The 24,773-nt window shown below is 60.8% G+C and carries 28 protein-coding genes; 2 read left to right on the forward strand and 26 right to left on the reverse strand.

The features are described 5' to 3' along the window. Positions 1-156: 156 nt before the first annotated feature. The 14 genes from AC4PS6_RS21000 to flhA form a co-directional block, all read right to left on the reverse strand. Positions 157-549: a DUF2802 domain-containing protein gene (locus AC4PS6_RS21000; protein ID WP_014719330.1), complete on the reverse strand. Its 393-nt coding sequence runs from the start codon at positions 547-549 to the stop codon at positions 157-159. Then, complete coding sequence (locus tag AC4PS6_RS21005) at positions 550-1,032, reverse strand: chemotaxis protein CheW (RefSeq protein WP_003192896.1); 483 nt, start codon at positions 1,030-1,032, stop codon at positions 550-552. It abuts the gene before it with no gap. 79 nt (positions 1,033-1,111) lie between these two features. Continuing rightward, positions 1,112-1,903, reverse strand: coding sequence for a CheW domain-containing protein (locus AC4PS6_RS21010; RefSeq protein WP_336826948.1), 792 nt, complete (start codon positions 1,901-1,903; stop codon positions 1,112-1,114). Beyond that, positions 1,903-2,691: a ParA family protein gene (locus tag AC4PS6_RS21015; RefSeq protein ID WP_014719332.1), complete on the reverse strand. Its 789-nt coding sequence runs from the start codon at positions 2,689-2,691 to the stop codon at positions 1,903-1,905. The genes AC4PS6_RS21010 and AC4PS6_RS21015 overlap by 1 nt, the downstream gene beginning before the upstream one ends. 51 nt (positions 2,692-2,742) lie before the next feature. Further along, positions 2,743-3,630 (reverse strand): flagellar motor protein MotD, encoded by an 888-nt coding sequence (gene motD, locus AC4PS6_RS21020; protein ID WP_014719333.1) that lies wholly within the window; start codon positions 3,628-3,630, stop codon positions 2,743-2,745. 205 nt (positions 3,631-3,835) lie between these two features. After that, positions 3,836-4,576, reverse strand: coding sequence for a flagellar motor protein (locus AC4PS6_RS21025; protein ID WP_003192902.1), 741 nt, complete (start codon positions 4,574-4,576; stop codon positions 3,836-3,838). Then, the gene (locus AC4PS6_RS21030) at positions 4,576-5,706 is read right to left on the reverse strand and encodes a protein-glutamate methylesterase/protein-glutamine glutaminase (RefSeq protein ID WP_003192904.1); all 1,131 of its coding nucleotides are present in this window, start codon (positions 5,704-5,706) and stop codon (positions 4,576-4,578) included. Before AC4PS6_RS21030 ends, AC4PS6_RS21025 begins: the two co-directional genes overlap by 1 nt. 48 nt (positions 5,707-5,754) lie before the next feature. Further along, complete coding sequence (locus AC4PS6_RS21035) at positions 5,755-7,959, reverse strand: chemotaxis protein CheA (protein WP_014719334.1); 2,205 nt, start codon at positions 7,957-7,959, stop codon at positions 5,755-5,757. A gap of 11 nt (positions 7,960-7,970) precedes the next feature. Then, positions 7,971-8,759: a protein phosphatase CheZ gene (locus tag AC4PS6_RS21040; RefSeq protein WP_003192906.1), complete on the reverse strand. Its 789-nt coding sequence runs from the start codon at positions 8,757-8,759 to the stop codon at positions 7,971-7,973. 18 nt (positions 8,760-8,777) lie between these two features. Further along, positions 8,778-9,152, reverse strand: a complete 375-nt coding sequence (locus AC4PS6_RS21045) for a chemotaxis response regulator CheY (protein ID WP_003192908.1) — start codon at positions 9,150-9,152, stop codon at positions 8,778-8,780. Between the two features lie 167 nt (positions 9,153-9,319). Beyond that, the gene (gene fliA / locus AC4PS6_RS21050; protein WP_003192909.1) at positions 9,320-10,060 is read right to left on the reverse strand and encodes an RNA polymerase sigma factor FliA; all 741 of its coding nucleotides are present in this window, start codon (positions 10,058-10,060) and stop codon (positions 9,320-9,322) included. Then, positions 10,057-10,890 carry a flagellar synthesis regulator FleN gene (gene fleN / locus AC4PS6_RS21055; protein WP_003192912.1) on the reverse strand — a complete coding sequence of 278 codons (834 nt, stop codon included), beginning with the start codon at positions 10,888-10,890 and terminating at the stop codon, positions 10,057-10,059. The genes fliA and fleN overlap by 4 nt, the downstream gene beginning before the upstream one ends. 105 nt (positions 10,891-10,995) lie before the next feature. Beyond that, on the reverse strand, positions 10,996-12,312 hold the full coding sequence (gene flhF, locus AC4PS6_RS21060; protein WP_019818351.1) for a flagellar biosynthesis GTPase FlhF: 1,317 nt from the start codon (positions 12,310-12,312) through the stop codon (positions 10,996-10,998). A gap of 11 nt (positions 12,313-12,323) precedes the next feature. Beyond that, entirely contained in the window at positions 12,324-14,438 is a 2,115-nt protein-coding gene (flhA, locus tag AC4PS6_RS21065) for a flagellar biosynthesis protein FlhA (protein WP_492181001.1), read from the reverse strand. Between the two features lie 401 nt (positions 14,439-14,839). Between flhA and AC4PS6_RS21070 the strand changes: the two genes are divergently transcribed. Further along, positions 14,840-15,094, forward strand: a complete 255-nt coding sequence (locus AC4PS6_RS21070; protein WP_020302703.1) for a DUF6124 family protein — start codon at positions 14,840-14,842, stop codon at positions 15,092-15,094. Between the two features lie 112 nt (positions 15,095-15,206). Here the strand turns inward: AC4PS6_RS21070 and AC4PS6_RS21075 are convergent, their stop codons facing one another. Together AC4PS6_RS21075 and AC4PS6_RS21080 are read right to left on the reverse strand one after the other, a co-directional pair. Then, positions 15,207-15,410, reverse strand: coding sequence for a cold-shock protein (locus AC4PS6_RS21075; RefSeq protein WP_020302702.1), 204 nt, complete (start codon positions 15,408-15,410; stop codon positions 15,207-15,209). Positions 15,411-15,795: 385 nt separating this feature from the next. Next, positions 15,796-15,972, reverse strand: a complete 177-nt coding sequence (locus tag AC4PS6_RS21080; RefSeq protein WP_020302700.1) for a cold-shock protein — start codon at positions 15,970-15,972, stop codon at positions 15,796-15,798. Positions 15,973-16,255: 283 nt separating this feature from the next. Here AC4PS6_RS21080 and AC4PS6_RS21085 point away from each other — a divergent pair, with 283 nt between their 5' ends. Then, positions 16,256-17,368: a hypothetical protein gene (locus AC4PS6_RS21085; protein WP_032902455.1), complete on the forward strand. Its 1,113-nt coding sequence runs from the start codon at positions 16,256-16,258 to the stop codon at positions 17,366-17,368. Positions 17,369-17,401: 33 nt separating this feature from the next. Here the strand turns inward: AC4PS6_RS21085 and flhB are convergent, their stop codons facing one another. From flhB to AC4PS6_RS21135, 10 genes are all read right to left on the reverse strand, one after another. Then, the gene (flhB, locus tag AC4PS6_RS21090; RefSeq protein WP_336826947.1) at positions 17,402-18,538 is read right to left on the reverse strand and encodes a flagellar biosynthesis protein FlhB; all 1,137 of its coding nucleotides are present in this window, start codon (positions 18,536-18,538) and stop codon (positions 17,402-17,404) included. 3 nt (positions 18,539-18,541) lie between these two features. After that, positions 18,542-19,327 carry a flagellar biosynthetic protein FliR gene (gene fliR, locus AC4PS6_RS21095; protein ID WP_005790062.1) on the reverse strand — a complete coding sequence of 262 codons (786 nt, stop codon included), beginning with the start codon at positions 19,325-19,327 and terminating at the stop codon, positions 18,542-18,544. 4 nt (positions 19,328-19,331) lie between these two features. Further along, complete coding sequence (gene fliQ / locus AC4PS6_RS21100; RefSeq protein ID WP_003192936.1) at positions 19,332-19,601, reverse strand: flagellar biosynthesis protein FliQ; 270 nt, start codon at positions 19,599-19,601, stop codon at positions 19,332-19,334. Positions 19,602-19,605: 4 nt separating this feature from the next. After that, positions 19,606-20,349 (reverse strand): flagellar type III secretion system pore protein FliP, encoded by a 744-nt coding sequence (fliP, locus tag AC4PS6_RS21105; protein ID WP_003192937.1) that lies wholly within the window; start codon positions 20,347-20,349, stop codon positions 19,606-19,608. Next, the gene (gene fliO / locus AC4PS6_RS21110) at positions 20,349-20,783 is read right to left on the reverse strand and encodes a flagellar biosynthetic protein FliO (protein ID WP_019818369.1); all 435 of its coding nucleotides are present in this window, start codon (positions 20,781-20,783) and stop codon (positions 20,349-20,351) included. The genes fliP and fliO overlap by 1 nt, the downstream gene beginning before the upstream one ends. Position 20,784: 1 nt before the next feature. Beyond that, the gene (gene fliN, locus AC4PS6_RS21115; RefSeq protein WP_003192941.1) at positions 20,785-21,252 is read right to left on the reverse strand and encodes a flagellar motor switch protein FliN; all 468 of its coding nucleotides are present in this window, start codon (positions 21,250-21,252) and stop codon (positions 20,785-20,787) included. A gap of 43 nt (positions 21,253-21,295) precedes the next feature. Next, the gene (gene fliM, locus AC4PS6_RS21120) at positions 21,296-22,264 is read right to left on the reverse strand and encodes a flagellar motor switch protein FliM (protein WP_014719344.1); all 969 of its coding nucleotides are present in this window, start codon (positions 22,262-22,264) and stop codon (positions 21,296-21,298) included. Between the two features lie 9 nt (positions 22,265-22,273). After that, complete coding sequence (gene fliL / locus AC4PS6_RS21125) at positions 22,274-22,774, reverse strand: flagellar basal body-associated protein FliL (RefSeq protein ID WP_019818373.1); 501 nt, start codon at positions 22,772-22,774, stop codon at positions 22,274-22,276. A gap of 262 nt (positions 22,775-23,036) precedes the next feature. Further along, positions 23,037-24,341, reverse strand: a complete 1,305-nt coding sequence (locus tag AC4PS6_RS21130) for a flagellar hook-length control protein FliK (protein ID WP_492180980.1) — start codon at positions 24,339-24,341, stop codon at positions 23,037-23,039. A gap of 84 nt (positions 24,342-24,425) precedes the next feature. Continuing rightward, on the reverse strand, positions 24,426-24,773 hold the full coding sequence (locus tag AC4PS6_RS21135) for an Hpt domain-containing protein (protein ID WP_014719347.1): 348 nt from the start codon (positions 24,771-24,773) through the stop codon (positions 24,426-24,428).

Genomic DNA, 24,773 nt, shown 5'->3' on the forward strand with positions numbered 1-24,773 from the left:
TAGAGAGGTGTCGGCTGGTAGGCCGTCATCGCAGGCAAGCCAGCTCCCACAGTTGGATCGGGGGTGTCAGGTAGAGAGGTGTCGGCTGGTAGGCCGTCATCGCAGGCAAGCCAGCTCCCACAGTTGATCGCTGCGGCGGCCAAGCCGCGTCGAGAATCAGCCCTTGTGCAACTTACTCATCAACTGCGCCTCGGCCTGGGTCAGCCCGCACGACTGGGTCAACTCATCCACCGTCGCGCCCATGCCGACCAGCTTGGCCGCCTGGGCAAACGACAGGTTCGACGGATCACGCTGCTCCAACTGCACCAACCTGTCCGGCAACGGCGCAAGAATCGCACGCAGTTCATGCACCTCATCCCCCACCCGCACCGCACTTTGCTGGTAATGATCAACGCGCTTGACCAGTTCCAGAATGCGCCGGTCACGCACCGCATCGCGCTCGGCCTGTTGCAAGGCCAACTCCCGCTGCTGGCGCACATAGCGCAGCACAAACGCCAAGGTCCCGGCCCACAACAGGGCCAGGACAATCACCGCTGCCTCAAGGAACAATCAGATGCTCTCCAGTTCCGACCACTCTTCTTCGCTCATCATCTTGTCCAGCTCAACCAGAATCAGCAGTTCGCCGTTCTTGTTGCACACGCCCTGGATGAACTTGGCCGACTCTTCGTTACCGACGTTCGGTGCGGTTTCCACTTCCGATTGGCGCAGGTAAACCACCTCGGCCACGCTGTCGACCAGGATGCCGACCACTTGCTTGTCGGCCTCGATGATCACGATACGGGTGTTGTCGCTGACTTCAACCGTGTCCAGGCCGAAACGCTGGCGGGTGTCGATCACCGTCACCACGTTGCCGCGCAGGTTGATGATGCCCAGCACGTAGCTTGGCGCGCCTGGAACCGGGGCGATCTCGGTGTAGCGCAGCACTTCCTGCACGCGCATCACGTTAATGCCGTAGGTTTCGTTGTCCAGCTTGAAGGTCACCCATTGCAGGATCGGATCATCCAAACCTTGTGCGGACGCTGACTTGTTCATTCATCTGACCCCTTCAAATGCCGCTATCGACGGCGTGTGTGCACGTAGGCCGCGCAACCGCACGGCCCTTATTGTTCAATCAACTGCGTTTGTTCTGTGGCATCGCCTTCACCGCACCGCTGGCGATCAACTCGGCCAGTTCGGCGACATCCAGCAACGCGCACATGTGTTCGATCACAGTGCCCGCCAACCACGGCCGCTGGCCACGGTGGCTGCGCCATTTGATTTCATTGGGGTCCAGGCGCAACGAGCGGCTGACTTGATGCACTGCCAGCCCCCACTCGTAGCCCTGCACGGAGATCACGTATTGCAGGCCCTGGCGAAAATCATCGCGGTAGCGGTCGGGCATCACCCAGCGCGCCGTATCCAGCACCTTGAGGTTGCCGGCCTGGCTGGGCAGGATGCCGAGGAACCACTCCGGCTGCCCGAACAGCGGCGTCAGCTCCTGGCCTTCCAGGGAATAGATCGAGCCCAGGCACACCAGCGGCACCGCCAGGGTCAACCCGGCGACGTCGAACAGCAGGCACTCGAACGGCTCGGCCGCCCATGAGGGGCGACCGTCGCCCGTCACCGGTGGCGGCGTGATGCTGGACGGCAGGTGCACGTCCACCAGCGGTTCGACCACCGGCGGCGCCACCACTGCCGGGGCGCTCGGCACCACCACGGGCGCCTCCACCCCCTGCGCATCCCGTGCCTGCTCTTCCATCACCGCCTGCTGGAATTCATCCAGCGGGCTTTCGGGTTCGACAGCAGGCTCAAGTACCAGAATCGGTTCTGGCAGTTCCTCGGCCGTCGCATCCTGCAGCAAGGCATCCAGGTAGGATTCCAGTGCCAGTTGCGGGCGGGTCTTGAATTCGACAGGACGGTTCATCACGCCACCTGCGCCACAAGTTGTTGCGACAGCAGGTGCTTGAGCAACGCACGGTAGGCCAGCACGCCACGGCTCTTGCCGTCGAACTGCGACGGTGTGAGCCCGGCACGGCTGGCGTCACGCAGGCGCGTGTCCACCGGGATGTAACCGTTCCAGATGGTGTCCGGGTAGGCATCGCGCAATACGCGCAAGGTGCCGAGGGACGCCTGGGTGCGACGGTCGAACAAGGTCGGCACGATGCTGAACGGCAGCGCCTGCTTGCGCGAACGGTTGATCATCGCCAGGGTGCTGACCATACGCTCCAGGCCCTTGACCGCCAGGTGCTCGGTCTGCACCGGGATCACCAATTGCTGGCTGGCCGCCAACGCGTTGACCATCAGCACGCCGAGCAACGGCGGGCTGTCAATGATCGCGTAATCGAAGTCCTGCCACAGCTGCGCCAGGGTCTTGGCGATCACCAGGCCCAGGCCGCTCTGGCCTGGCGACTGGCGCTCCAGCGTGGCCAGGGCGGTGCTCGACGGCAGCAGGGAAATACTTTCGTTGCTGGTGGGCAACAGCAGTTGCCCAGGCAGATCCGCCGGCACGCTGCCCTTGTGCAAAAACAGGTCATAGCAGCTATGTTCCAGCGCATCCGGGTCGTAGCCGAAATAGCTGGTCATGGAACCGTGGGGGTCCAGGTCGACCACGACCACACGCTTGCCCGCTTCGGCCAGCAAACCGGCCAAGGCGATGGAAGTGGTGGTCTTGCCGACTCCACCCTTTTGATTGGCAACTGCCCAGACTCTCATTCGGTTGGTTCCTCCCGGCGGGCACAGGCGCGACCGAGACATTGCATACGGTTATTGAGCCAGCGACGGAGAATTGACGTTACTCGGTCGGACCGGCGGTTTGACAACGGGCGGTGCAGTTTGTGTGCCAGCACGCTTCAACGCCGCATCCGGGGTGGCATTGGCGGTGCCGGTTCCGGTCAGGCTGCGACGCACATCCAGGTTGCGCGAGACCACCAGCACCACCCGGCGGTTACGGGCACGGCCTTCGACCGTGGCGTTATTGGCCACCGGCTGGAATTCACCATAGCCCACCGACGCCAGGCGCTGGGGGTTCACACCCTGCATCGCCAACATGCGCACGATGCTCGACGCGCGAGCCGAGGACAGCTCCCAGTTGGTCGGGTACTGCGCAGTGCTGATGGGGAAATTGTCGGTGAAGCCTTCCACGTGGATCGGGTTTTCAAACGGTTTGAGGATCGCCGCGACCTTGTCGATGATGGTGAACGCCTGGTCACTGGGCAATGCATCGGCACTGGCGAACAACAGGCTGGAGTTCAGCTCGATCTCCACCCACAACTCATTGCCGCGCACGGTCATCTGGTTGGAGCTGATCAGGTCGCCAAAGGCGGCACTGATATCGTCGGCGATGCTCTTGAGCGGGTCGCTGGTGCCTTGGATGCCAGCAGCGGTTTCATCACTGTCATTGACCAGGGGCTTGGCCGGGGTCACGGTCTTGGGCCGCTCTTCGCCGATAGGGATCGGCTTGAGCGACCGCTCGGCATCGTTGAACACGCCCACCAGCGCCTGGGAAATGATCTTGTACTTGCCTTCGTTGATCGACGAGATCGAGTACATCACCACAAAAAACGCGAACAGCAAGGTGATGAAGTCCGCGTAGGACACCAACCAGCGTTCGTGGTTGACGTGTTCTTCAGGCTCGCGACGGCGACGGCTCACAGGCAAATACCTCCCTGACCGCTATTGGCCGCTTTACTGTGGCGAGCGAGCTTGCTCGCGCTGGGGCGCGAAGCGGCCCCCATCCAGGCAACGCATTTGTTCAGACAAATTGCTGTGCCTGGTTTTGGGGCTGCTTCGCAGCCCAGCGCGAGCAAGCTCGCTCGCCACATAAAGCTCACTGGCCACAGGTCAATGCGCATACCCATCAATCCATGAAGCCCTGAAGCTTCAATTCGATGGAGCGCGGGTTCTCGCCCTCGGCAATCGACAGGATGCCTTCGAGCAACATTTCGCGATAACGCGACTGGCGCATGGCAATCGACTTGAGCTTGCTGGCCACCGGCAGCAACACCAGGTTGGCACTGGCCACGCCGTAGATGGTCGCGACAAACGCCACGGCAATGCCGCTGCCCAGTTGCGAAGGGTCGGCCAGGTTGCCCATCACGTGGATCAGGCCCATCACCGCGCCGATGATGCCAATGGTCGGCGCGTAGCCGCCCATGCTTTCAAAGACTTTGGCCGCGTTGATGTCACGGCTTTCCTGAGTGTAGAAGTCCACTTCGAGGATGCTGCGGATCGCTTCCGGTTCGGCGCCATCGACCAACAGTTGCAGGCCTTTGCGCGCGTAGCTGTCAGGCTCGGCATCGGCCACGCCTTCCAGGCCCAGCAGGCCTTCCTTGCGGGCGGTGAGGCTCCAATTGACCACGCGGTCGATGCCGCCTGCCAGGTCGACCCGTGGCGGAAAAATGATCCACACCAGAATCTGCATGGCACGCTTGAATGAGCTCAGGGGCGACTGCAACAACGCCGCGCCCACGGTGCCACCGATCACGATCAGCGCTGCCGGGCCGTTGGCCAAGGCGCCGAGGTGGCCGCCTTCCAGGTAGTTGCCACCAATGATGGCGACAAACGCCATGGTGATGCCGATCAGGCTCAACACATCCATCAGAGGCAGGCCTCCACCAGGTGCTTGCCGATGTCGTCCAGGCTGTAGACCGCATCGGCCAGGTCAGCCTTGACGATGGCCATGGGCATGCCATAGATCACGCAACTGGCTTCATCCTGGGCCCAGATGGCGCTGCCGCCCTGCTTGAGCAGGCGCGCACCTTCACGGCCATCGGCGCCCATGCCGGTGAGCACCACCGCCAGAACTTTGTCGCCATAGGACTTGGCCGCCGAACCGAAGGTGATATCCACACACGGCTTGTAGTTCAGGCGCTCATCGCCCGGCAGGATTTTGATCGCGCCACGCCCATCCACCATCATCTGCTTGCCGCCCGGCGCCAGCAGTGCCAGGCCAGGACGCAGAATGTCGCCATCCTCGGCTTCCTTGACGGTGATACGGCACAGCTTGTCCAAGCGCTCGGCGAACGCCTTGGTGAATGCCGCCGGCATGTGCTGCACCAGCACAATCGGCGCCGGGAAGTTGGCCGGCAGTTGGGTCAATACCCGCTGCAAGGCCACCGGGCCGCCGGTGGAGGTGCCGATGGCGACCAGCTTGTAAGCCTTGCGCTTGGGTGCCGGCGAATGCGCACTCGGCGCTGCGGCGGCACGCACCGGCGCGACCGCAGGCCGGGCCACGGGCGCCGGGGCCGGGCGCGCAAACGACGAACTGGGCGCCGCTGCGGCGGGCGCAGGCGTAGGGGCTGGCGCAGGTGTGCTGAACAGGCTGCGACGGTTACTGCGGGAAATGCTGTGCACCTTCTCGCACAGCATCTGCTTGACCTTGTCGGGGTTGCGCGAGATGTCTTCGAAATTCTTCGGCAAAAAGTCCACCGCGCCGGCATCCAAAGCGTCGAGGGTCACCCGCGCGCCTTCGTGAGTCAGCGAGGAAAACATCAATACCGGTGTAGGGCAGCGTTGCATGATGTGGCGCACGGCCGTGATGCCATCCATCATCGGCATCTCGTAGTCCATGGTGATCACGTCCGGCTTCAAGGCAATGGCTTGATCGATCGCCTCTTTGCCGTTGGTGGCCGTGCCGACCACCTGGATCGTTGGATCAGCGGAAAGAATTTCCGAGACGCGGCGGCGGAAGAAACCCGAATCGTCCACCACCAGGACCTTGACTGCCATAAACACTCCGTTAGGCGGGGCGGGCATGACCGCCCTGCCCCACCAGAATCAAATACGCCGTGCGGCGTAACGCTTGAGCATGCTCGGAACATCGAGAATCAGTGCGATGCGACCGTCACCGGTAATGGTTGCGCCCGACATGCCTGGGGTTCCCTGCAGCATCTTGCCCAAAGGCTTGATCACCACTTCTTCCTGGCCCACCAGTTGGTCGACCACAAAGCCGATGCGCTGGGTACCCACGGACAGAATCACCACATGACCTTCGCGTTGTTCTTCATGGGCGGCCGAGGCCACCAGCCAACGCTTGAGGTAGAACAGCGGCAACGCCTTGTCACGCACGATCACCACTTCCTGGCCGTCCACCACGTTAGTGCGCGACAGGTCGAGGTGGAAGATCTCGTTGACGTTGACCAGCGGGAAGGCGAACGCCTGGTTGCCCAGCATCACCATCAGGGTCGGCATGATCGCCAGGGTCAACGGCACCTTGATGACGATCTTGGAGCCCTGGCCCTTGGTCGAGTAGATATTGATCGAGCCGTTGAGCTGGCTGATCTTGGTCTTCACCACGTCCATGCCCACGCCACGCCCGGACACGTCGGAGATCTCGGTTTTGGTCGAAAAGCCCGGGGCAAAGATCAGGTTGTAGCACTCGGTGTCGGTCAGGCGGTCGGCGGCGTCCTTGTCCATCACGCCGCGCTTGACCGCGATATTGCGCAAGATGGTCGGGTCCATGCCTTTGCCGTCATCGGTGATCGACAGCAGGATGTGGTCGCCCTCTTGCTCCGCCGCCAAAATCACTTTGCCGTTGCGGGACTTGCCCGCAGCTTCGCGTTCTTCCGGAGTTTCTACGCCGTGGTCGACCGCGTTGCGCACCAAGTGGACCAGCGGGTCAGCCAGAGCCTCGACGAGGTTTTTGTCGAGGTCGGTTTCTTCGCCCACCAGTTCCAGGTTGATTTCTTTCTTGAGCTGGCGCGCCAGGTCACGAACCAGGCGCGGGAAACGGCCGAAGACTTTCTTGATCGGCTGCATCCGCGTTTTCATCACCGCGGTTTGCAGGTCGGCGGTGACCACGTCGAGGTTCGACACGGCCTTCTGCATGGCTTCGTCGCCGCTGTTCAGGCCCAGGCGCACCAGGCGGTTACGCACCAGCACCAGTTCGCCCACCATGTTCATGATGTCGTCCAGGCGCGCGGTATCCACACGCACGGTGGTTTCGGCTTCGCTGGCAGGTTTTTCCGCTGCCGCTGGGGCCGCTGCACGCGCAGGGGCCGGGGCGGCGGCAGGTGCTGGCTTGGCTGCCGGCGCAGGTTTGGCAGCAACCGGTGCCGCAGTGGCTGGTGCTGCAACCTGCGCGGCCGCGGCCGGGGCAACTTCGCTGAACTTGCCTTTGCCGTGCAGCTCGTCGAGCAAGGCTTCGAATTCGTGATCCGAGATCAACCCGTCACCGGCCGGTGCGGTACTGGCCGCTGGCGCAGCGGCGGCGGCAGTCGCTGCAACCTCGGGCAGGGCTTCGGCCACAAAGGTGCCTTTGCCATGCAGTTGGTCGAGCAGTGCCTCGAATTCGTCGTCGGTAATGTCAGTGCTGGTGTTGGCAGCGGGTGCTTCTGGCGTCGCCGCAGGAGGTGCCACGGCATCCGCCGCGAACTGGCCTTTGCCGTGCAACTGGTCGAGCAACGACTCGAACTCGGCGTCCGTAATGTCTTCACTGCTCGGCGTCGCGGCAGGCTGCACCGGCACTTCAGCTTCGGCCTTGACCGCGCTGAGGGAGTTGAGCAGTTGTTCGAACTCGCTGTCGGTCACGTCCGGCTCGGCTTGCGCCACCGGCTCCGGTGCGGCCTCGACCACCGGCGCAGCCGCGGTATCGGCAGGTTCGGCCAGGCGCGCCAGGGCGGCCAGCAGTTCCGGCGTGGCGGCAGTGATCGGTGCACGTTCACGCACTTGGCTGAACATGCCGTTGACCGCATCCAGTGCTTCGAGAATCACGTCCATCAGTTCCGAGTCGACGTGACGCTCACCCTTGCGCAGGATGTCGAAAACGTTCTCGGCGATGTGACAGCACTCCACCAGCTCATGGAGCTGGAGGAAGCCGGCGCCCCCTTTTACAGTGTGAAAACCGCGAAAAATTGCATTGAGCAGGTTCGCATCATCCGGTCGGCTTTCCAGCTCGACCAGTTGTTCGGACAGTTGCTCTAGAATTTCGCCGGCCTCTACAAGGAAATCCTGAAGGATTTCTTCATCGGCGCCGAAGCTCATGTGGGTGCTCCTTAGAAGCCTAAACTGGATAACAGGTCATCTACGTCATCCTGACCTGACACAACGTCTTCACGTTTATCGGCATGAATCTGCGGACCTTCACCCTTGGCGAGATGTTTTTGTGGATCTTTTTCAGAGAGGATCGCTTCACGGTCATGTTCGATGCCGGCAAAACGATCGACCTGGCCGGCCATCAGCACCAATTTGAGCAAGTTGCTTTCCACTTCGGTAACCAACTGGGTCACGCGCTTGATTACCTGGCCGGTGAGGTCCTGGTAATCCTGGGCCAGCAGGATGTCGTTGAGGTTGCTGGCCACCGTGCGGTTTTCCTGTTCGCTGCGCGACAGGAACCCGTCGACGCGACGCGCCAGTTCACGAAACTCTTCAGCGCCCACTTCGCGGCGCATGAAGCGGCCCCAGTCCTGGCTCAAGGCCTGGGCTTCGGTGGCCATGCCGTTGACCAGGGGCGTGGCGTTTTCCACCAGGTCCATGGTGCGGTTGGCCGCCGCCTCAGTCAGCCTGACCACATAGGACAGGCGCTCGGTGGCGTCGGTAATCTGGGAAATTTCTTCGGCCTGGGGCATGCGCGGGTCAATCTGGAAATTGACGATTGCGCTGTGCAGCTCGCGTGTGAGCTTGCCCACTTCCTGGTACAGGCCGCGGTCACGGGTCTGGTTAAGCTCATGGATCAACTGCACCGCATCGGCGAACTGGCCTTTTTCCAGGCTGTCGACCAACTGGTGAGCATGTTTTTTCAGGGTCGACTCAAAGTCGCCCTGTGACGTTTCGTTATGCTCCATAGCTCCCCCGCGATGGCATTAGCCGTGGATGCGTTCGAAGATTTTCTCGATCTTCTCTTTCAAGGCCAGTGCCGTGAATGGTTTGACCACATAACCGTTGACCCCGGCTTGGGCGGCTTCGATGATCTGTTCGCGCTTGGCTTCGGCGGTCACCATCAGCACAGGCAAGCTGCGCAGTTTTTCATCGGCGCGCACATGGCGCAGCAGGTCGATACCGGTCATGCCCGGCATGTTCCAGTCGGTTACCAGAAAGTCGATGCTCCCGCTGTTGAGGATCGGAATGGCCGTCAGGCCGTCATCCGCCTCGACCGTGTTGGTGAACCCAAGGTCACGCAACAGGTTTTTAATGATCCGCCGCATCGTTGAGAAGTCATCAACGATGAGGATTTTCATGTTCTTGTCCAATTCGACCTCCAAGCAGTCTTAAACGCGCCCAGCACCTGGACGCGCCATTTCAATCAACAGGCGTTACACAAAAAGGACTGCCCAGGGCACCACGGCACACAGCCGCGAAACCTTGCGATCTCACGGCAGCGTCTGCAGTGCCCCCACACTGCCTGTCAGCGCGCGCGCCACTCGGCCAATCGCCCCCGCAAGCGGGCTGCGCACTGGCTATGCAACTGGCTGACACGCGATTCGCTGACCCCCAGGACCTCACCGATTTCCTTGAGGTTCAGCTCTTCGTCGTAGTACAGCGCCAGCACCAGCCGCTCACGCTCCGGCAAGTTGGCGATTGCATCGGCCAACGCGCCCTGGAAACGTTCATCTTCCAGGTCGCGTGACGGCTCCGTATGCGCGCTCGCGCCGTCCTCGTGCAGCCCTTCGTGTTCGCCGTCCTGTAAAAGGTCGTCAAAACTGAACAGGCGGCTGCCCAAGGTATCGTTCAAAATCCCGTAATAATCGTCGAGACTCAATTGGAGTTCGGCCGCAACTTCATGATCTTTAGCGTCACGACCGGTTTTTGCTTCAATTGCTCGAATTGCATCACTGACCATACGCGTATTGCGGTGTACCGAACGCGGCGCCCAATCGCCTTTACGCACCTCGTCGAGCATCGCGCCACGAATACGGATACCCGCATACGTTTCGAAACTGGCACCCTTGCTGGCGTCGTATTTGGTCGAGACTTCAAGCAGGCCGATCATGCCGGCCTGGATCAAGTCTTCAACCTGCACACTCGCGGGCAGGCGCGCCAACAGGTGATAGGCAATGCGCTTGACCAACGGCGCATAGCGCTCGATCAATTCGCCCTGGCTGTCACGTGCCGACTTTTTGTAAAGGTTGTAGCCGCTGGATGTCATAGCACCGGTCCTGCGCTCGTCTGATGCACCAAACGCTCGACGAAAAACTCCAGATGCCCCCGCGGGTTGGCGGGCAACGGCCAGGTATCGACCTTCTGGGCAATGGCCTTGAACGCCAGTGCGCATTTCGAACGAGGGAACGCTTCATAGACCGCACGCTGCTTTTGCACGGCCTTGCGCACACACTCGTCATAGGGAACTGCGCCGACGTATTGTAAAGCCACATCGAGGAAGCGGTCCGTGACCTTGGTCAACTTGGCGAACAGGTTGCGCCCTTCCTGCGGGCTCTGGGCCATGTTGGCCAGCACGCGGAAGCGATTCATGCCGTAGTCACGGTTAAGCAGTTTGATCAGCGCGTAGGCATCGGTGATCGAGGTGGGCTCGTCGCACACCACCAACAGCACTTCCTGCGCTGCGCGCACAAAGCTGACCACCGACTCGCCGATCCCGGCGGCGGTGTCGATCACCAGCACGTCGAGGTTGTCGCCGATGTCGCTGAACGCCTGGATCAGCCCGGCATGCTGCGCGGGGCTCAGGTGCACCATGCTCTGGGTGCCCGAGGCCGCCGGCACGATGCGAATGCCACCAGGGCCCTGGAGCAGCACATCGCGCAGCTCGCAGCGGCCCTCGATCACATCGGCCAGGGTATGTTTGGGTGTCAGCCCCAGGAGAACGTCCACGTTCGCCAAGCCCAGGTCAGCATCCAGCAGCATGACGCGACGGCCAAGCTCTGCCAGGGCCAGGGACAAATTCACTGACACGTTAGTTTTCCCGACGCCACCTTTGCCGCCGGTCACCGCGATCACCTGTACGGGATGCATGCTGCCCATTTTATTTCTTTACCTTGTCTTGCTTAGACGCAGGCTACATGGCTTGGCCGCGTGAATCGCTTGCAGACCATCGATGTAGGTACATTTCACGGTGTTCATCCTGCCTCAACCCACCCGTTTAGCCGGGTGGTGGTAAAGGTCGGCGAACATATCGGCCATCGCTTCCTCGCTAGGCTCGTCTTGCATTTGCACACTCACGGCACGGCTGACCAACTGATGACGGCGCGGCAGATGCAGATCATCCGGGATCCGCGGCCCGTCGGTGAGGTAGGCAACCGGTAATTCATGGCTGATGGCCAGGCTCAATACCTCGCCCAGGCTCGCGGTTTCGTCGAGTTTGGTGAGGATGCAGCCGGCCAGGCCGCAACGCTTGTAGCTGTGATAGGCAGCGGTAAGAACCTGTTTCTGGCTGGTGGTTGCAAGCACCAGGTAATTTTTCGACTTGATGCCACGCCCGGCCAGGCTTTCGAGCTGCATGCGCAGCGCTGGATCACTGGCTTGCAGGCCGGCGGTATCGATCAGCACCACGCGCTTGCGCAGCAACGGCTCGAGGGCATTGGCCAGGGACTGGCCCGGGTCGACATGGGTCACCGGCACGTTGAGAATGCGGCCCAGGGTCTTGAGCTGCTCCTGGGCGCCGATGCGGTAGCTGTCCATGCTCACCAACGCGATATTCTGTGCGCCGTACTTAAGCACATAACGGGCGGCCAGCTTGGCCAGGGTGGTGGTCTTGCCCATGCCGGCGGGGCCGACCATGGCGATCACACCGCCCTCTTCCAGGGGTTCGATTTCCGGCGTGGCGATCATGCGCGCCAGATGCGCCAGCAACATGCGCCAGGCCTGACGAGGTTCTTCGACTTCGGCGGTCAAGGCCAGCAGGTCGCGGGACAACGGGCCGGACAAGCCGATGCGTTGCAAGCGGCGCCACAGGTTGGCTTGCTGGGGCTTGCTGCCTTGCAACTGAGTCCAGGCCAATGAGCCCAGCTGCACTTCGAGCAATTCACGCAGGCCATTGAGTTCAAAGCGCATCGAGTCGATCACACGCTGGTCAACTGCGGCGGCCGGGGCAGGCGCTGCAGGACGCGGCGGTTCGACAAAGGTGGGCTCAACCAGCGGCTCGGCGGCGGTCAGCGGCAGGCCGGCGAATAATTGGCGATTGGTGCTGGCATCGCTGTCACCGCGCATGCTCAGTTCAGCCTGGGCCGACACAATGCGCGAGGCGGTCTTGCGCAGCTCGTCTTCGAGTTCCATGTTCGGCACGCGCGGGGCCAGCGCCTGGGGCGTGTAATCCAGGGCAGCCGTCAGCTCGACACCGCCGGCAATCCGACGGTTACCGATAATCGCGGCATCGGCGCCCAGCTCATCGCGGACCAACTTCATGGCCTGACGCATATCGGCGGCGAAAAAACGCTTAACTTGCATAACCCACTACCTCAGCCATTGGGCCCAACTGTCGCGACGATAGTCACTTGCTTATTGTCAGGAATTTCCTGGTAAGCCAACACGTGCAAATTCGGTACAGCCAGGCGTCCAAACCGCGACAACATCGCGCGAACCGGGCCGGCCACCAGCAGGATCACCGGGTTGCCCTGCATTTCCTGGCGCTGTGCGGCGTCGATCAACGAACGCTGCAGCTTTTCAGCCATGCTTGGCTCCAGTAAAACGCCCTCTTCCTGGCCTTGCCCTGCCTTCTGAATACTATTGAGCAATATTTGTTCCAACCTGGGCTCCAAGGTGATCACAGACAGCTCGGACTCAGTCCCTACAATGCTTTGCACGATTGCGCGGGACACGCCGACACGCACCGCCGCCACCAGAGCGGCAGTATCTTGACTCTTGGCGGCATTGTTGGCGATGGCCTCGGCAATGCTGCGAATGTCGCGCACAGGCACCTGTTCGGCCAACAGCGCTTGCAACACCTTGAGCAACTGCGACAACGACAGCACGCCAGGCACCAGCTCTTCGGCCAGTTTTGGCGACGATTTGGCCAGCAAGCCCATCAATTGCTGGACTTCCTCGTGGCCGATCAGCTCGTGGGAGTGCTTGTAGAGAATCTGGTTGAGGTGCGTGGCGACCACGGTGCTGGCATCCACCACGGTGTAACCGAGGGACTGCGCCTGGCTGCGCTGGCTGACTTCGATCCACACCGCTTCCAGGCCGAAAGCCGGATCTTTGGCGGTGATGCCGTTGAGCGTACCGAACACTTGGCCTGGGTTGATCGCCAGTTCGCGGTCCGGGTAGATCTCGGCTTCGGCCAGGATCACCCCCATCAGGGTCAGGCGATAGGCGCTGGGGGCCAGGTCGAGGTTGTCACGGATATGCACAGTGGGCATCAGGAAGCCCAAGTCCTGCGACAGCTTCTTGCGCACGCCCTTGATTCGCGCCAGCAGTTGCCCACCCTGGTTGCGGTCGACCAGCGGGATCAGGCGGTAGCCGACTTCCAGGCCGATCATGTCGATGGGCGTGACGTCGTCCCAGCCCAGTTCCTTGGTTTCCTGGGCACGGGCCGGGGATGGCAGCAGATCCTGTTGACGGGCAATCTCCTGCTCGGCCTGGACCTTGACCTGGTTCTGCTTCTTCCAGAACAGGTACGCCGCGCCACCCGCCAGGGCCGCCATGCTCAGGAACGAGAAGTGCGGCATGCCCGGCACGATACCCATGATCGCCATAATGCCCGCCGCCACGGCCAGGGCCTTGGGCGAAGCGAACATCTGCCGGCTGATCTGCTTGCCCATGTCTTCGGAGCCCGAAGCACGGGTAACCATGATGGCCGCCGCTGTGGATAACAACAGTGATGGCAATTGCGCCACTAAACCGTCACCAATGGTCAGCAAGGCGTACACCTTGCCGGCATCGCCGAAGGTCATGCCGTGCTGGAAGATACCGACCGCCATGCCGCCGATCAGGTTGATAAACAGAATCAACAGGCCAGCGATGGCGTCACCGCGCACAAATTTGCTGGCGCCGTCCATGGAGCCGTAGAACTCGGCTTCCTGAGCAACTTCGGCCCGGCGCGACTTGGCTTGGTTCTGGTCGATCAAGCCGGCGTTGAGGTCGGCGTCGATGGCCATCTGCTTGCCGGGCATGGCGTCGAGGGTAAACCGCGCGCTCACCTCGGAAATCCGCCCGGCGCCCTTGGTCACCACCACAAAGTTGATGATCATCAGGATCGCGAACACCACGATACCGACCACGTAGTTACCGCCGATCACCACCTCACCGAAGGCCTGGATCACCTTACCGGCAGCGGCATGGCCGTCCTGGCCGTGGAGCATCACCACCCGCGTGGAGGCGACGTTCAATGCCAGACGTAGCAGGGTCGCCACCAGCAGAATCGTCGGGAACACCGCGAAATCCAGCGGCCGCAAGGCGTACACGCACACCAGCAAGACCACGACAGACAGGGCAATGTTGAAGGTAAAGAACACGTCGAGCAGGAAGGGCGGCATCGGCAACATCATCATTGCCAGCATCACCAGCAACAACAACGGCACACCCAGATTGCCCCGCGACAGGTCAGTCAGGGTGCCACGGGCCGTGTTGAGCATTTGAGAGCGATCTACCACCGGTATTCCTCGGGTCCTTGAAGCAAAGTTTTGACGCTGGAGGGCGACTTGGAGGCGGGGTTGCAAGAAGCCTTCCAACTTTGGTTTTGGGATGATTCTCGAGTGCTAGCCGATTCAAGTGTGGGAGCTGGCTTGCCTGCGATTGCGGTGTGTCAGCCACTGAGATATTGGCTGTAAATCAGCTATCGCAGGCCAGCCAGCTCCCACATTTGGATTTGTGTGCACCTTGGATATCGAGGAAATTTCCGATAAGGATTTGGGGTTGCCCCTAGGAAACTCGCTCTCTAGTCTCCGTACACCGCTGCAAACGCAGCGGACGGGCGTCGCGGCCCGGATTACCTAGGAGCAAAAGCACCCTCTCCCTTTCTAAAAGGAGCTTCACAGTGATCAAACACGCCTCAAATTCCCCCACCCGGCTGTTTACCGTAGCCGACGGCATCAGCAGCGAAGACCTGCTGGTCAACCTCAGTGAAACACTTGCTTCGGCCAATGCGCTGAGCTGCGACTTGGCCTTTGACCTGGAAGGTTCGAAACGAGAGGAATTGCTCGGCGTTGCGCAGTTGATCGAACTCGCGCAGTTACTGGCTGATCGCCTGCACGTTGGCGCCACAATGGCGGGCAAAGCAAGCAGCGGATAATACGGGCAAGGGTGGGAGCTGGCTTGCCTGCGATTGCGGTGTGTCAGCCACTGGGATATTGGCTGTGAGTCAGCCATCGCAGGCAAGCCAGCTCCCACCTGTGATTCAGTTTTTAAACTGGCCGTATATTGTAAGCCTGTGGGCCTTTTGGACCTTGTGTGATGTCAAACTCTACTTTTTGATTCTCCTCCAGGCTTTTGTACCCAGCCGTCGCAATTGCCGAGTAATGGGCAAACACATCGGGCCCTTCATCATCTTGGGTAATAAAACCAAATCCCTTCTCCGCGTTAAACCACTTCACCGTGCCAGTTGCCATTGCCATTCTCCCTACACTTCACTTGAGACCCGGTTCACCTGGGTTGCACCGTTTGATAGGCAACGCATAAATACCCTCGGGTCGATGGACCATTTGGAACTCCATGCGCTTGCCAAACCACAGCGCGGTGCAACGCCAGTCTCTGCCATTGATAAACACATCCTCTCCCCCGCCATCGGGCTTGATCAACCAATCGCCTCTGAGCCAGACGTAATACCTGACCGTACCCGTAGCCACCTTCACAACCGCTCTCCCTGCATCTCGTTACTACATACGCGCAGTGCATGGTGGGTAATAAAACAGCGGGCAGCGCCCGTTGGCTACTGTCAGAGTTGACAGGTAGACGCGGGCTTTCAATGGGTGATAGGCATGGCAACGTTGCGGATCATGCATCCGCTGATTTTTTGCGTTTGCGCGGTTTGCGCTGCTTGGCAGGCGCTTGCGGGATTTCAGCACATGTGACATTCATCGATTGGACGGCAACCTCGTTGCCATCGCGATCCCGCACAATAAAGCCGATGCCTTTGACCGCATCGAACCACCTGACCGTACCCCTATCCATCACCGCCTCCCGAGCCGCGCATGGCTGCGCGCCTCATCGCTGTATCAAACAGTGAAGGCGGCGTAATGGCTACTGTCAAAGTTGACAGGTAAGACCGGGTTTGAATCCTGATGAAGTCATCATGATAGGTACTTCGACGCCTGCGAAAACGCTATCGGGCCTAGGGATAAAGATTTTGTGGAACCGGTACGACATTTTTTGTCACTCAACTCGCTGAGCGATCAGCTCTTTAAAATCACCCTTCCCTAGGGTGGATAAGCGATTAAAAAATAGCGGCGAAACCATGGACTTAAATTTAAACGCATTAAACACCTTTTTTCGCTTTGCCTCCTCAGAGGCTGAAACGGTTGAATCAGGGCCCCCTAAAGCTGAGTACGTTTGGGCGCCAGCCCCGTCGACGGGCGAAACTAAACTGGTACCAGATCTGAAAAAAACGCTATTCGAGATTTTAGGCAATGAAGTGGATTCACCCGCAGCGTTCGATAAGTTGATCGAAAAACTCAAGGTGATGCCGCAAAAAGATCTGAAAGCCTATCTACAGCGTTTTGAATCAGCCCTGTCACCTGAACGATTCAAACGCCTGCAGGACGATCTTAATTTGGTAAGAGGAGGCTGGACATCTGACCCGCGCGGGATTCCAGGTGATGGTGGCAGCAATTCCCAAAACGTCGACATGAGCCTTTACCCCGCGGGCGAGGTCATCAGTGACAAGCCCCTGATGAAGGCGGACAGCTTCTATCACTATCATCCTGGTGGGTCTGAACCCGGAAAAAAGCCAGAAAATATCTATAGTGGTTTCAGCCAAGGTTATGAAGATAACTGTGTAATTACTTCCTGGATCAAGGCAGGGATGGCGCTGTTTGGTCAAAAGGATGTCTTTGAAGCGGTAAAGGAAGTCGCTCAGGGTTATTTCGTGACCATGCGCGACGGTTTCAAACTGTACCTGTCAAAAGGCGAGTTACAGTTGGCAGCCCGCAATTCAGGGTATAAAGGCGATGATCCGGTGATGCTCACCGACGCTAACTTTATGTTCGCAGTGGCTGCCAAGCGAGCACAACTGGTAAATAGCTATGATCGTGTTGGACAGAGCTACGCTAATGGCGTGAAAAGCCTTAACGATGGAGCTTCTCCCTGGGAAGGGTATGAACTCCTTGGGTTAAAGGATCACATTAAACCCGGCCGCGATAGTAACGCGAAGTTGAAGGAGCTGGAAACTCCGGGTGAAATCGGGGTTGCCAGCGCTCCAGGCCACAATTTTTTGGTAGTGGATGGCCGGCAAGAGCTATTTGGAACCCGTGGCGGTAAACCAGACCCTACACTTGTAGAGCAGGTGTACGTGCTGCAATTATCGAAAGTCGAAGCACCCCAAAGCGATACTCCCGAGCGACTTAAATAACTACGGTTTACCACAGCCGCGGCGCATTGAGCCTCAGGAATCCCGACGCAAATCCGGCGGAATCGGCAAATCCTTGAGCGGATCAGGCCGCTTGCCCTTGCCGGCGCGGTATTGGCGGATTTGGTAAACGTAGGCCAGTACCTGTGCAACGGCCAGGTACAAGCCGGCCGGGATTTCTTGGTCGAGGTCGGTGGAATAAAAAATCGAGCGCGCCAACGCCGGCGATTCCAGCAACAGAATGTCGTTGGCCACGGCGATTTCGCGGATTTTCAACGCGGTGAAGTCACTGCCCTTGGCCAGCAGCATCGGCGCGCCGCCCTTCTCCGGGTCGTACTTGAGGGCCACGGCGTAGTGGGTCGGGTTGGTGATGATCACATCGGCGTCGGGCACCGCGGCCATCATCTTGCGCTGGGACATTTCCCGCTGCAGTTGGCGGATGCGTTGCTTGACCTCGGGGCGGCCTTCCTGGTCCTTGTGCTCGTCGCGCACTTCCTGCTTGGTCATCAGCAGTTTCTTGTGGCTTTCCCACAGTTGGATCGGCGCATCCACGGCGGCGATCAGGATCAGCCCGAGGGCCATCCACAGTGCGCTCCAGCCCACCACCTGCACGCTGTGGATGATCGCCGATTCCAGCGGTTCATGGGCAATGCGCAGCAAGTCGTCGATGTCGGATGACAACACCGCCAACGCCACGAACAGAATCAGGAAAAACTTGGCCAAGGCCTTGAGCAATTCAATCAGGGCCTTGGCAGAGAACATGCGCTTGAGCCCCGCCCCCGGGTTCATGCGGCTGAACTTGGGCGCCATGCTGCCCGCGGCAAACAACCAGCCGCCGAGGGCGACCGGGCCGATCAGCGCGGCCAGCAGCAAAGTGATCAAGATCGGTTGCACCGCCAACAGGGCGATTTTGCCTGAGTGCAGCAGGTACTGGGCCATGGCGTCGGGGTTGAGCAGCACTTCGCGGGGCAAGCTGAAGTTGTGCTTCATCATCTCCAGCAGGTCCAGCGCCAGGCCTCCCCCGTAGATCAACAAGGCCCCGGCACCGGCGATCATGGTGGCGAAAGTGTTGAGCTCTTTGGAGCGTGCGATCTCGCCCTTTTCCCGGGAGTCCTTTTTACGTTTCTCCGTGGGGTCTTCTGTTTTGTCCTGACCACTCTCGCTCTCGGCCATGGCTCAGCGCGCCCGCGCCAGATCACGTAAGAACTGCAAGGCGTCGGTGGCCAGCGGTTGATACTGATTGAGAATGTCAGCCAGGCCGACCCAGAAAATCCCCATACCCAACACCAGGGTCAGCGGGAAACCAATCGAGAAGATGTTCAGTTGCGGCGCCGCGCGGGTCATCACGCCGAACGCGATATTGACCACCAGCAGCGCCGTGATCGCCGGCAACACCAGCAACAGCGCCGCGCCCAGCACCCAACCGAGGCGCCCCACCAGTTCCCAGAAGTGGTTGACCACCAAGCCTGCGCCCACCGGCAAGGTGGTGAAACTCTCGGTCAGCACCTCGAACGCCACCAGGTGACCGTTCATGGCCAGGAATAGCAAGGTCACCAGCATGGTCAGAAACTGCCCGATCACCGCCGCCGACACGCCGTTGGTGGGGTCCACCATTGAAGCGAAGCCCATACCCATCTGGATCGAGATGATTTGCCCGGCCACCACAAAGGCCTGGAAAAACAGGGTCAGGGAAAACCCCAGCATGGCACCGATCAGAATCTGTTCGGCAATCAGCAACAAGGCGCTAAGGTCCAGTGCGTTCACCGGCGGCATCGGCGGCAGGCCCGGCACGATCACCACGGTGATCGCCACAGCGAAATACAGGCGCACACGACGCGGTACCAACGTGGTGCCGAACACCGGCATGGCCATCAACATCGCCGTGACGCGAAACAGCGGCAGGATGAACGAGGCCACCCAGGTACTGATCTGGGTGTCGGTCAAGGCCAGCAAGGATTGCATCGGCTCAGCCGATCAACTGCGGAATACTGCCGTACAACTGCAGGATGTATTCCATGAAGGTTTGCACCAGCCACGGGCCGGCGACGATCAGGGTCACCAGCATCACCAGCAGGCGCGGCAGAAAGCTCAGGGTTTGTTCGTTGATCTGGGTGGCCGCCTGGAACATCGCCACCAGCAGGCCCACCAACAGACTGGGCACCACCAGCACGGCGACCATCAGGGTGGTCAGCCACAGCGCTTCACGGAACAGGTCAACGGCGACTTCTGGCGTCATAGCGCTATACCCCTCCGAAACTGCCGGCCAGGGTGCCGATAATCAGCGCCCAGCCGTCCACCAGCACAAACAGCATGATCTTGAACGGCAGCGAGATGATCAACGGTGACAGCATCATCATACCCATGGCCATCAACACGCTCGCCACCACCAGGTCGATGATCAGGAACGGGATGAAGATCATGAAGCCAATCTGGAACGCGGTCTTCAGTTCGGAGGTGACGAACGCCGGTACCAGGATGGTCAGCGGTGCCTGATCCGGGGTAGCGATGTCGGTGCGCTTGGACAGGCGCATGAACAGCTCAAGGTCGCTGGAGCGGGTTTGCGACAGCATGAAGTCCTTGATCGGGCCCTGAGCCTTGTCGATGGCATCCTGGGCTGTGAGCTTTTCCGCCAGATAAGGTTGCAGGGCTTGCTGGTTCACCTTGTCGAACACCGGCGCCATGATGAACAGCGTCAAAAACAGCGCCATGCCGGTGAGGATCTGGTTCGATGGCGTCTGCTGCAGGCCCAGGGCCTGGCGCAGGATCGAGAAGACGATGATGATCCGCGTAAAGCTGGTCATCAGCATGACGAACGCCGGGATAAAACTCAGCGCCGTCATGATCAGCAGGATCTGCAGGCTGACCGAATATTCCTGCGCGCCCGCCGCGTTGGTGCCCAGGGTGATCGCCGGGATCGACAACGGGTCGGCGCCCAGGGCCATCGGTGCGGCCAGCAACAGCATGAGCGTCAACAAAACGCGCATTACTTCTTATCCTTCTGATCCTTGCCCAGCAACTCCATCAGGCGCTGGGCGAATTCTGGCGTGGCGGCTTCGGTCTTGACCGCGTCCACCGGGGTCTTGAGTACATGCAGCGGGGTGATGCGGCCGGGGGTGATGCCGAGCAGGATCTGCTCCTCGCCCACCTGCACCAGCACCAGCCGATCACGCGGGCCGAGGGCGCGCGAGCCCACCAGCTCGATCACTTGGCCGTTGCCCGGGCCGATGCGCTGCACGCGGCGCATCAACCAGGCCAGCACGAAGATCAGGCCAATCACCAGCAACAGGCCCAGCACCAGTTGCGTCAACTGCCCACTGACACTGCCGACCGCTGGCGCCGCAGCCACCTGCGCCACCGGCTCCGCCGCCAGGGCGCTCAATGGCAGCGCCAGCAACAGTCCCGCCATCGAGTACTTCATCTCAGCGCAACTTCTTGATGCGTTCACTCGGGCTGATCACGTCGGTCAGGCGGATGCCGAACTTCTCGTTGACCACCACCACCTCGCCATGGGCAATCAGGGTGCCGTTGACCAGCACGTCCAACGGCTCGCCGGCCAGGCGGTCCAGCTCGATCACCGAGCCCTGGTTGAGCTGCAACAGGTTGCGGATGTTGATTTCGGTGCTGCCCACTTCCATGGAAATCGACACCGGGATGTCGAGGATCACATCCAGGTTCGGGCCATCGAGGCTCACCGGGTCGTTGTTCTTCGGCACGCTGCCGAATTCTTCCATGGCCAGGCGGTTGCCGGCCGGCGCGGTGGCGGCGTCGGCGGCCAGCAGCGCGTCGATGTCGTCCTGGCCAACATCGCCGGTTTCTTCCAGGGCCGCAGCCCACTCGTCAGCCAGGGCCTGGTCTTCGGCGGAAGTGTTTTCGTGTTCGGTAGCCATTACATGTCCTCGGCGCAGCAAACAATCATGAATTGGGGTTGAATCAGCGGCGGTTGATCGGCTCAACCACTTGCAGCGCCAGGTTGCCCTTGTGGGAACCGAGCTTGACCTTGAATGACGGCACGCCGTTGGCGCGCATGATCAACTCTTCCGGCAAGTCGACGGGGATGATGTCCCCAGGCGCCATGTGCAAAATATCGCGCAGGCGCAACTGACGGCGGGCCACGGTGGCGCTCAACGGCACGTCGACGTCCAGCAGGTCTTCGCGCAGGGCCTTGACCCAGCGTTCGTCCTGGTCGTCGAGGTCGGACTGGAAGCCGGCGTCGAGCATTTCGCGCACCGGCTCGATCATCGAGTACGGCATGGTCACGTGCAGGTCGCCGCCACCGCCATCGAGTTCGATGTGGAAGGTCGACACCACAATGGCCTCGCTCGGCCCGACGATGTTGGCCATGGCCGGGTTCACTTCCGAGTTGATGTACTCGAAGTTGACTTCCATGATCGCCTGCCAGGCTTCCTTCAAGTCGATGAAGGCCTGCTCCAGCACCATGCGTACCACGCGCAGTTCGGTGGGGGTGAATTCACGCCCTTCGATCTTGGCGTGACGGCCGTCGCCGCCGAAGAAGTTGTCCACCAGCTTGAACACCAGCTTGGCGTCGAGGATGAACAGCGCAGTGCCGCGCAACGGCTTGATCTTGACCAGGTTGAGGCTGGTGGGCACGTACAGCGAGTGTACGTATTCACCGAACTTCATCACCTGCACACCGCCCACGGCCACGTCCGCCGAGCGGCGCAGCATGTTGAACATGCTGATGCGGGTGTAGCGGGCAAAGCGTTCGTTGATCATCTCCAGGGTCGGCATGCGTCCCCGCACGATGCGATCCTGGCTGGTCAGGTCATAACTTTTGACGCTGCCGGGTTCGGCAGCCATTTCGGTCTGTACCAGACCATCGTCCACGCCATGCAACAGCGCATCGATTTCATCCTGGGACAGCAGGTCTTGCACGGCCATGTCGTGATCCTACTGCAATACGAAGTTAGTGAAGAGCGCCTGCTCGACCACAACTTTGCCGAGTTCTTTCTGGGCCACTTCCTGCACGCTGGCAGTGACCTTCTGGCGCAGCATTTCCTGGCCGACTGGCGTGGCCAGGCTGTCGAAGCTCTGCCCGGAGAACAGCATCACCAGGTTGTTGCGGATCACCGGCATATGCACCTTGAGGGCATCGAGGTCCGCCTGGTTGCGCGCCAGCAAGGTGATGCTCACCTGCAGGTAGCGTTGACGACCATTCTGGTTGTAGTTGGCGACAAAGGCCGGAAGCATCTGCTCGAAGATTGCCGGTTGCTTGACGTTCGTGGCAGTTTCGGCGGTGGGCGCCGGTTTACTCGCACTGCTGTGCATGATGTACCAGGTGCCGCCCACCGAGGCACCGATCGCCAGGAGCAGGCCCAGCACAATCAACAGGATCAGCTTGAGCTTGCCTTTGCCTGCGGGGGGAGTTGCTGCGTCGTCGCTCTTCGCCATGCCAATAATCCGTCACTATTCGGGGATTCGTAGATCTATGGCAAGGCAAGAGCAAGTGTTATGCCAGAGTTGTCTGGCAGGCGCAGGAAGATGATCGTTCCCACGCTCTGCGTGGGAATGCATCCTGTGACGCTACGCGTCACCGTGCGCAACGGTCGAAAACATCGCCGACTTCGGGACGCGGAGCGTCCGGGGTGGCATTCCCACGCAGAGCGTAGGAACGATCAGCCAGCTCCCACACTGACCGGGTTTGAGCAGGAAGTCAGGCGTAGTAGTCGACGGCGCTGGAGCCGATCACGCTCTGGCTCACGGGCGCTGCCACTTCGGCCACGTCCACAGGGCCACCGGCGTCGCCGCTGTCAGCACGCCTGCCGCTGCCACTGACGCCTCGCGCCTGGCTCTGCTGTTGCTGCTGGTCCTGGCCCCGCGACTGGTCGGACACGTTCACATCCACCTGCCCCATGCCCTGCTGGGCAAACATCTCGCGCAAACGGCCGGACTGGCTTTCCAGGGCTTCACGCACCACCGCATGGCCGCTCATGAAGTTGACTTGGGCTTGCTGGTCCGCCGTCATATTGACCTTGATATCCAGGCGCCCCAGTTCAGCGGGCTGCAACTGGATCTCGGCCGACTTGAGGTTGGCGCTGGACAGGTACATCACGCGGTTGACCACCTCTTCGGTCCAGCCGCTCTGATGCATGGCAAGCGGCGCGTTGGCAACCGGCGGCAAGGCGTTGGCGGTTTTGGGCGTGGCGGCCTGGGTCAGCGCGGCGAGGCGGTTGGCGAAGTCGTCCACGCGGGTGTCGCTGCTGGCGTTCTTGAGGTCCTTGAGGCCGTCATCGATCAGCGCGCCGAAGGCCTTGTCGCCCCCCTGGTCGGTGCTGTCCTTGGTGGCTTGCTGGTCGACCATGTTGGCCAGGCCGGCGGCAAAGCTCTGCGCGGCGGTCGGCTGGTCCTGGGGGGCGGGCGCGGCTTTCTGCGGCGCCTGGCTGCTGGCCGAGACGTGACCGCCCTGCTCCATCGCCAGGCGCACGGCCGGCATCGAATCCAGCGGGTCGGCCTCAGGGTCGAAGGCCGGCTGCTTGGGCTCCTCGGTCACGGCAATGAGCGGCTGGGCCTGGTCATCTTCGGCCGTAACGGCAGGCGCTTGTACGGACACAGGGGCCGCCACGGGCGTCACGGCGGCGACCAGCGCCGGGTCGGCCACCGGTTGCTGCGCCAGGGACGGGTCGGCAGGTAGCTCGCCTTCACTGTCAGCGTGGTCGTCGCTCTTGGCCGGCTTGGCAGGCAAGGGATTGCCGCTATCGGCAACCGCTGGCGCGCTGGCGGCAGGTTTATCGTCGCCGGCGGCCGGTTTGGCGCTGGGATCAGAAGCCTTGTCGCGCACGGGTTTGGCTGGCGCGTCGTCGCTCTTGGCCTGCGGCTTGGCAGCTTGCTTGGCAAACACTTGAGCGAAGCCAGCGCCCTTGTCCCGCGGGGCCGCAGGCGCTACCGCAGGCGTGGCGGCCGGCGCTTGAGGCTTGGCCGCAGTGGCAGCCTGAAGAAGCGAATTGGGGACGACTGGCATAAGTTAGGGTCTCCACTGCATGGGGTCGGGGATGCAGTCTATGGAGGTAGAGCAAGAGTCGGGCCAAGTCAGGCCGATAAAATATCAAACCCCAGAAAACCGCTCCCGCTCATGCTCATAAAGCGGCCGAACCAGCGCAAACTCACGATCAATCTGATCCACCAACGCCCCCAAGTCGGAAGCAGACTTGAAGGACTCGGTCTCCAACCGCTCACACAACGTTGCCAAGCGCAGCGCCCCCAAGTTGCCACTGCTGCCCTTGAAGCTGTGTGCGATGCGCCCCAACGTCTTGGCGTCGTCCCGCGCCTTGCGCAGCGCTTGCACGCGCTCTTCAGAGTCATGCAGAAAGGTGTCCAGCAGCGTGGGGTATTCGCTTTCCATGACTTCCTGCAAACCCGACAACACCTCGGGGTCCATATGAATCTCAGCCAC

Source organism: Pseudomonas sp. DW-iso17 (assembly GCF_058725345.1).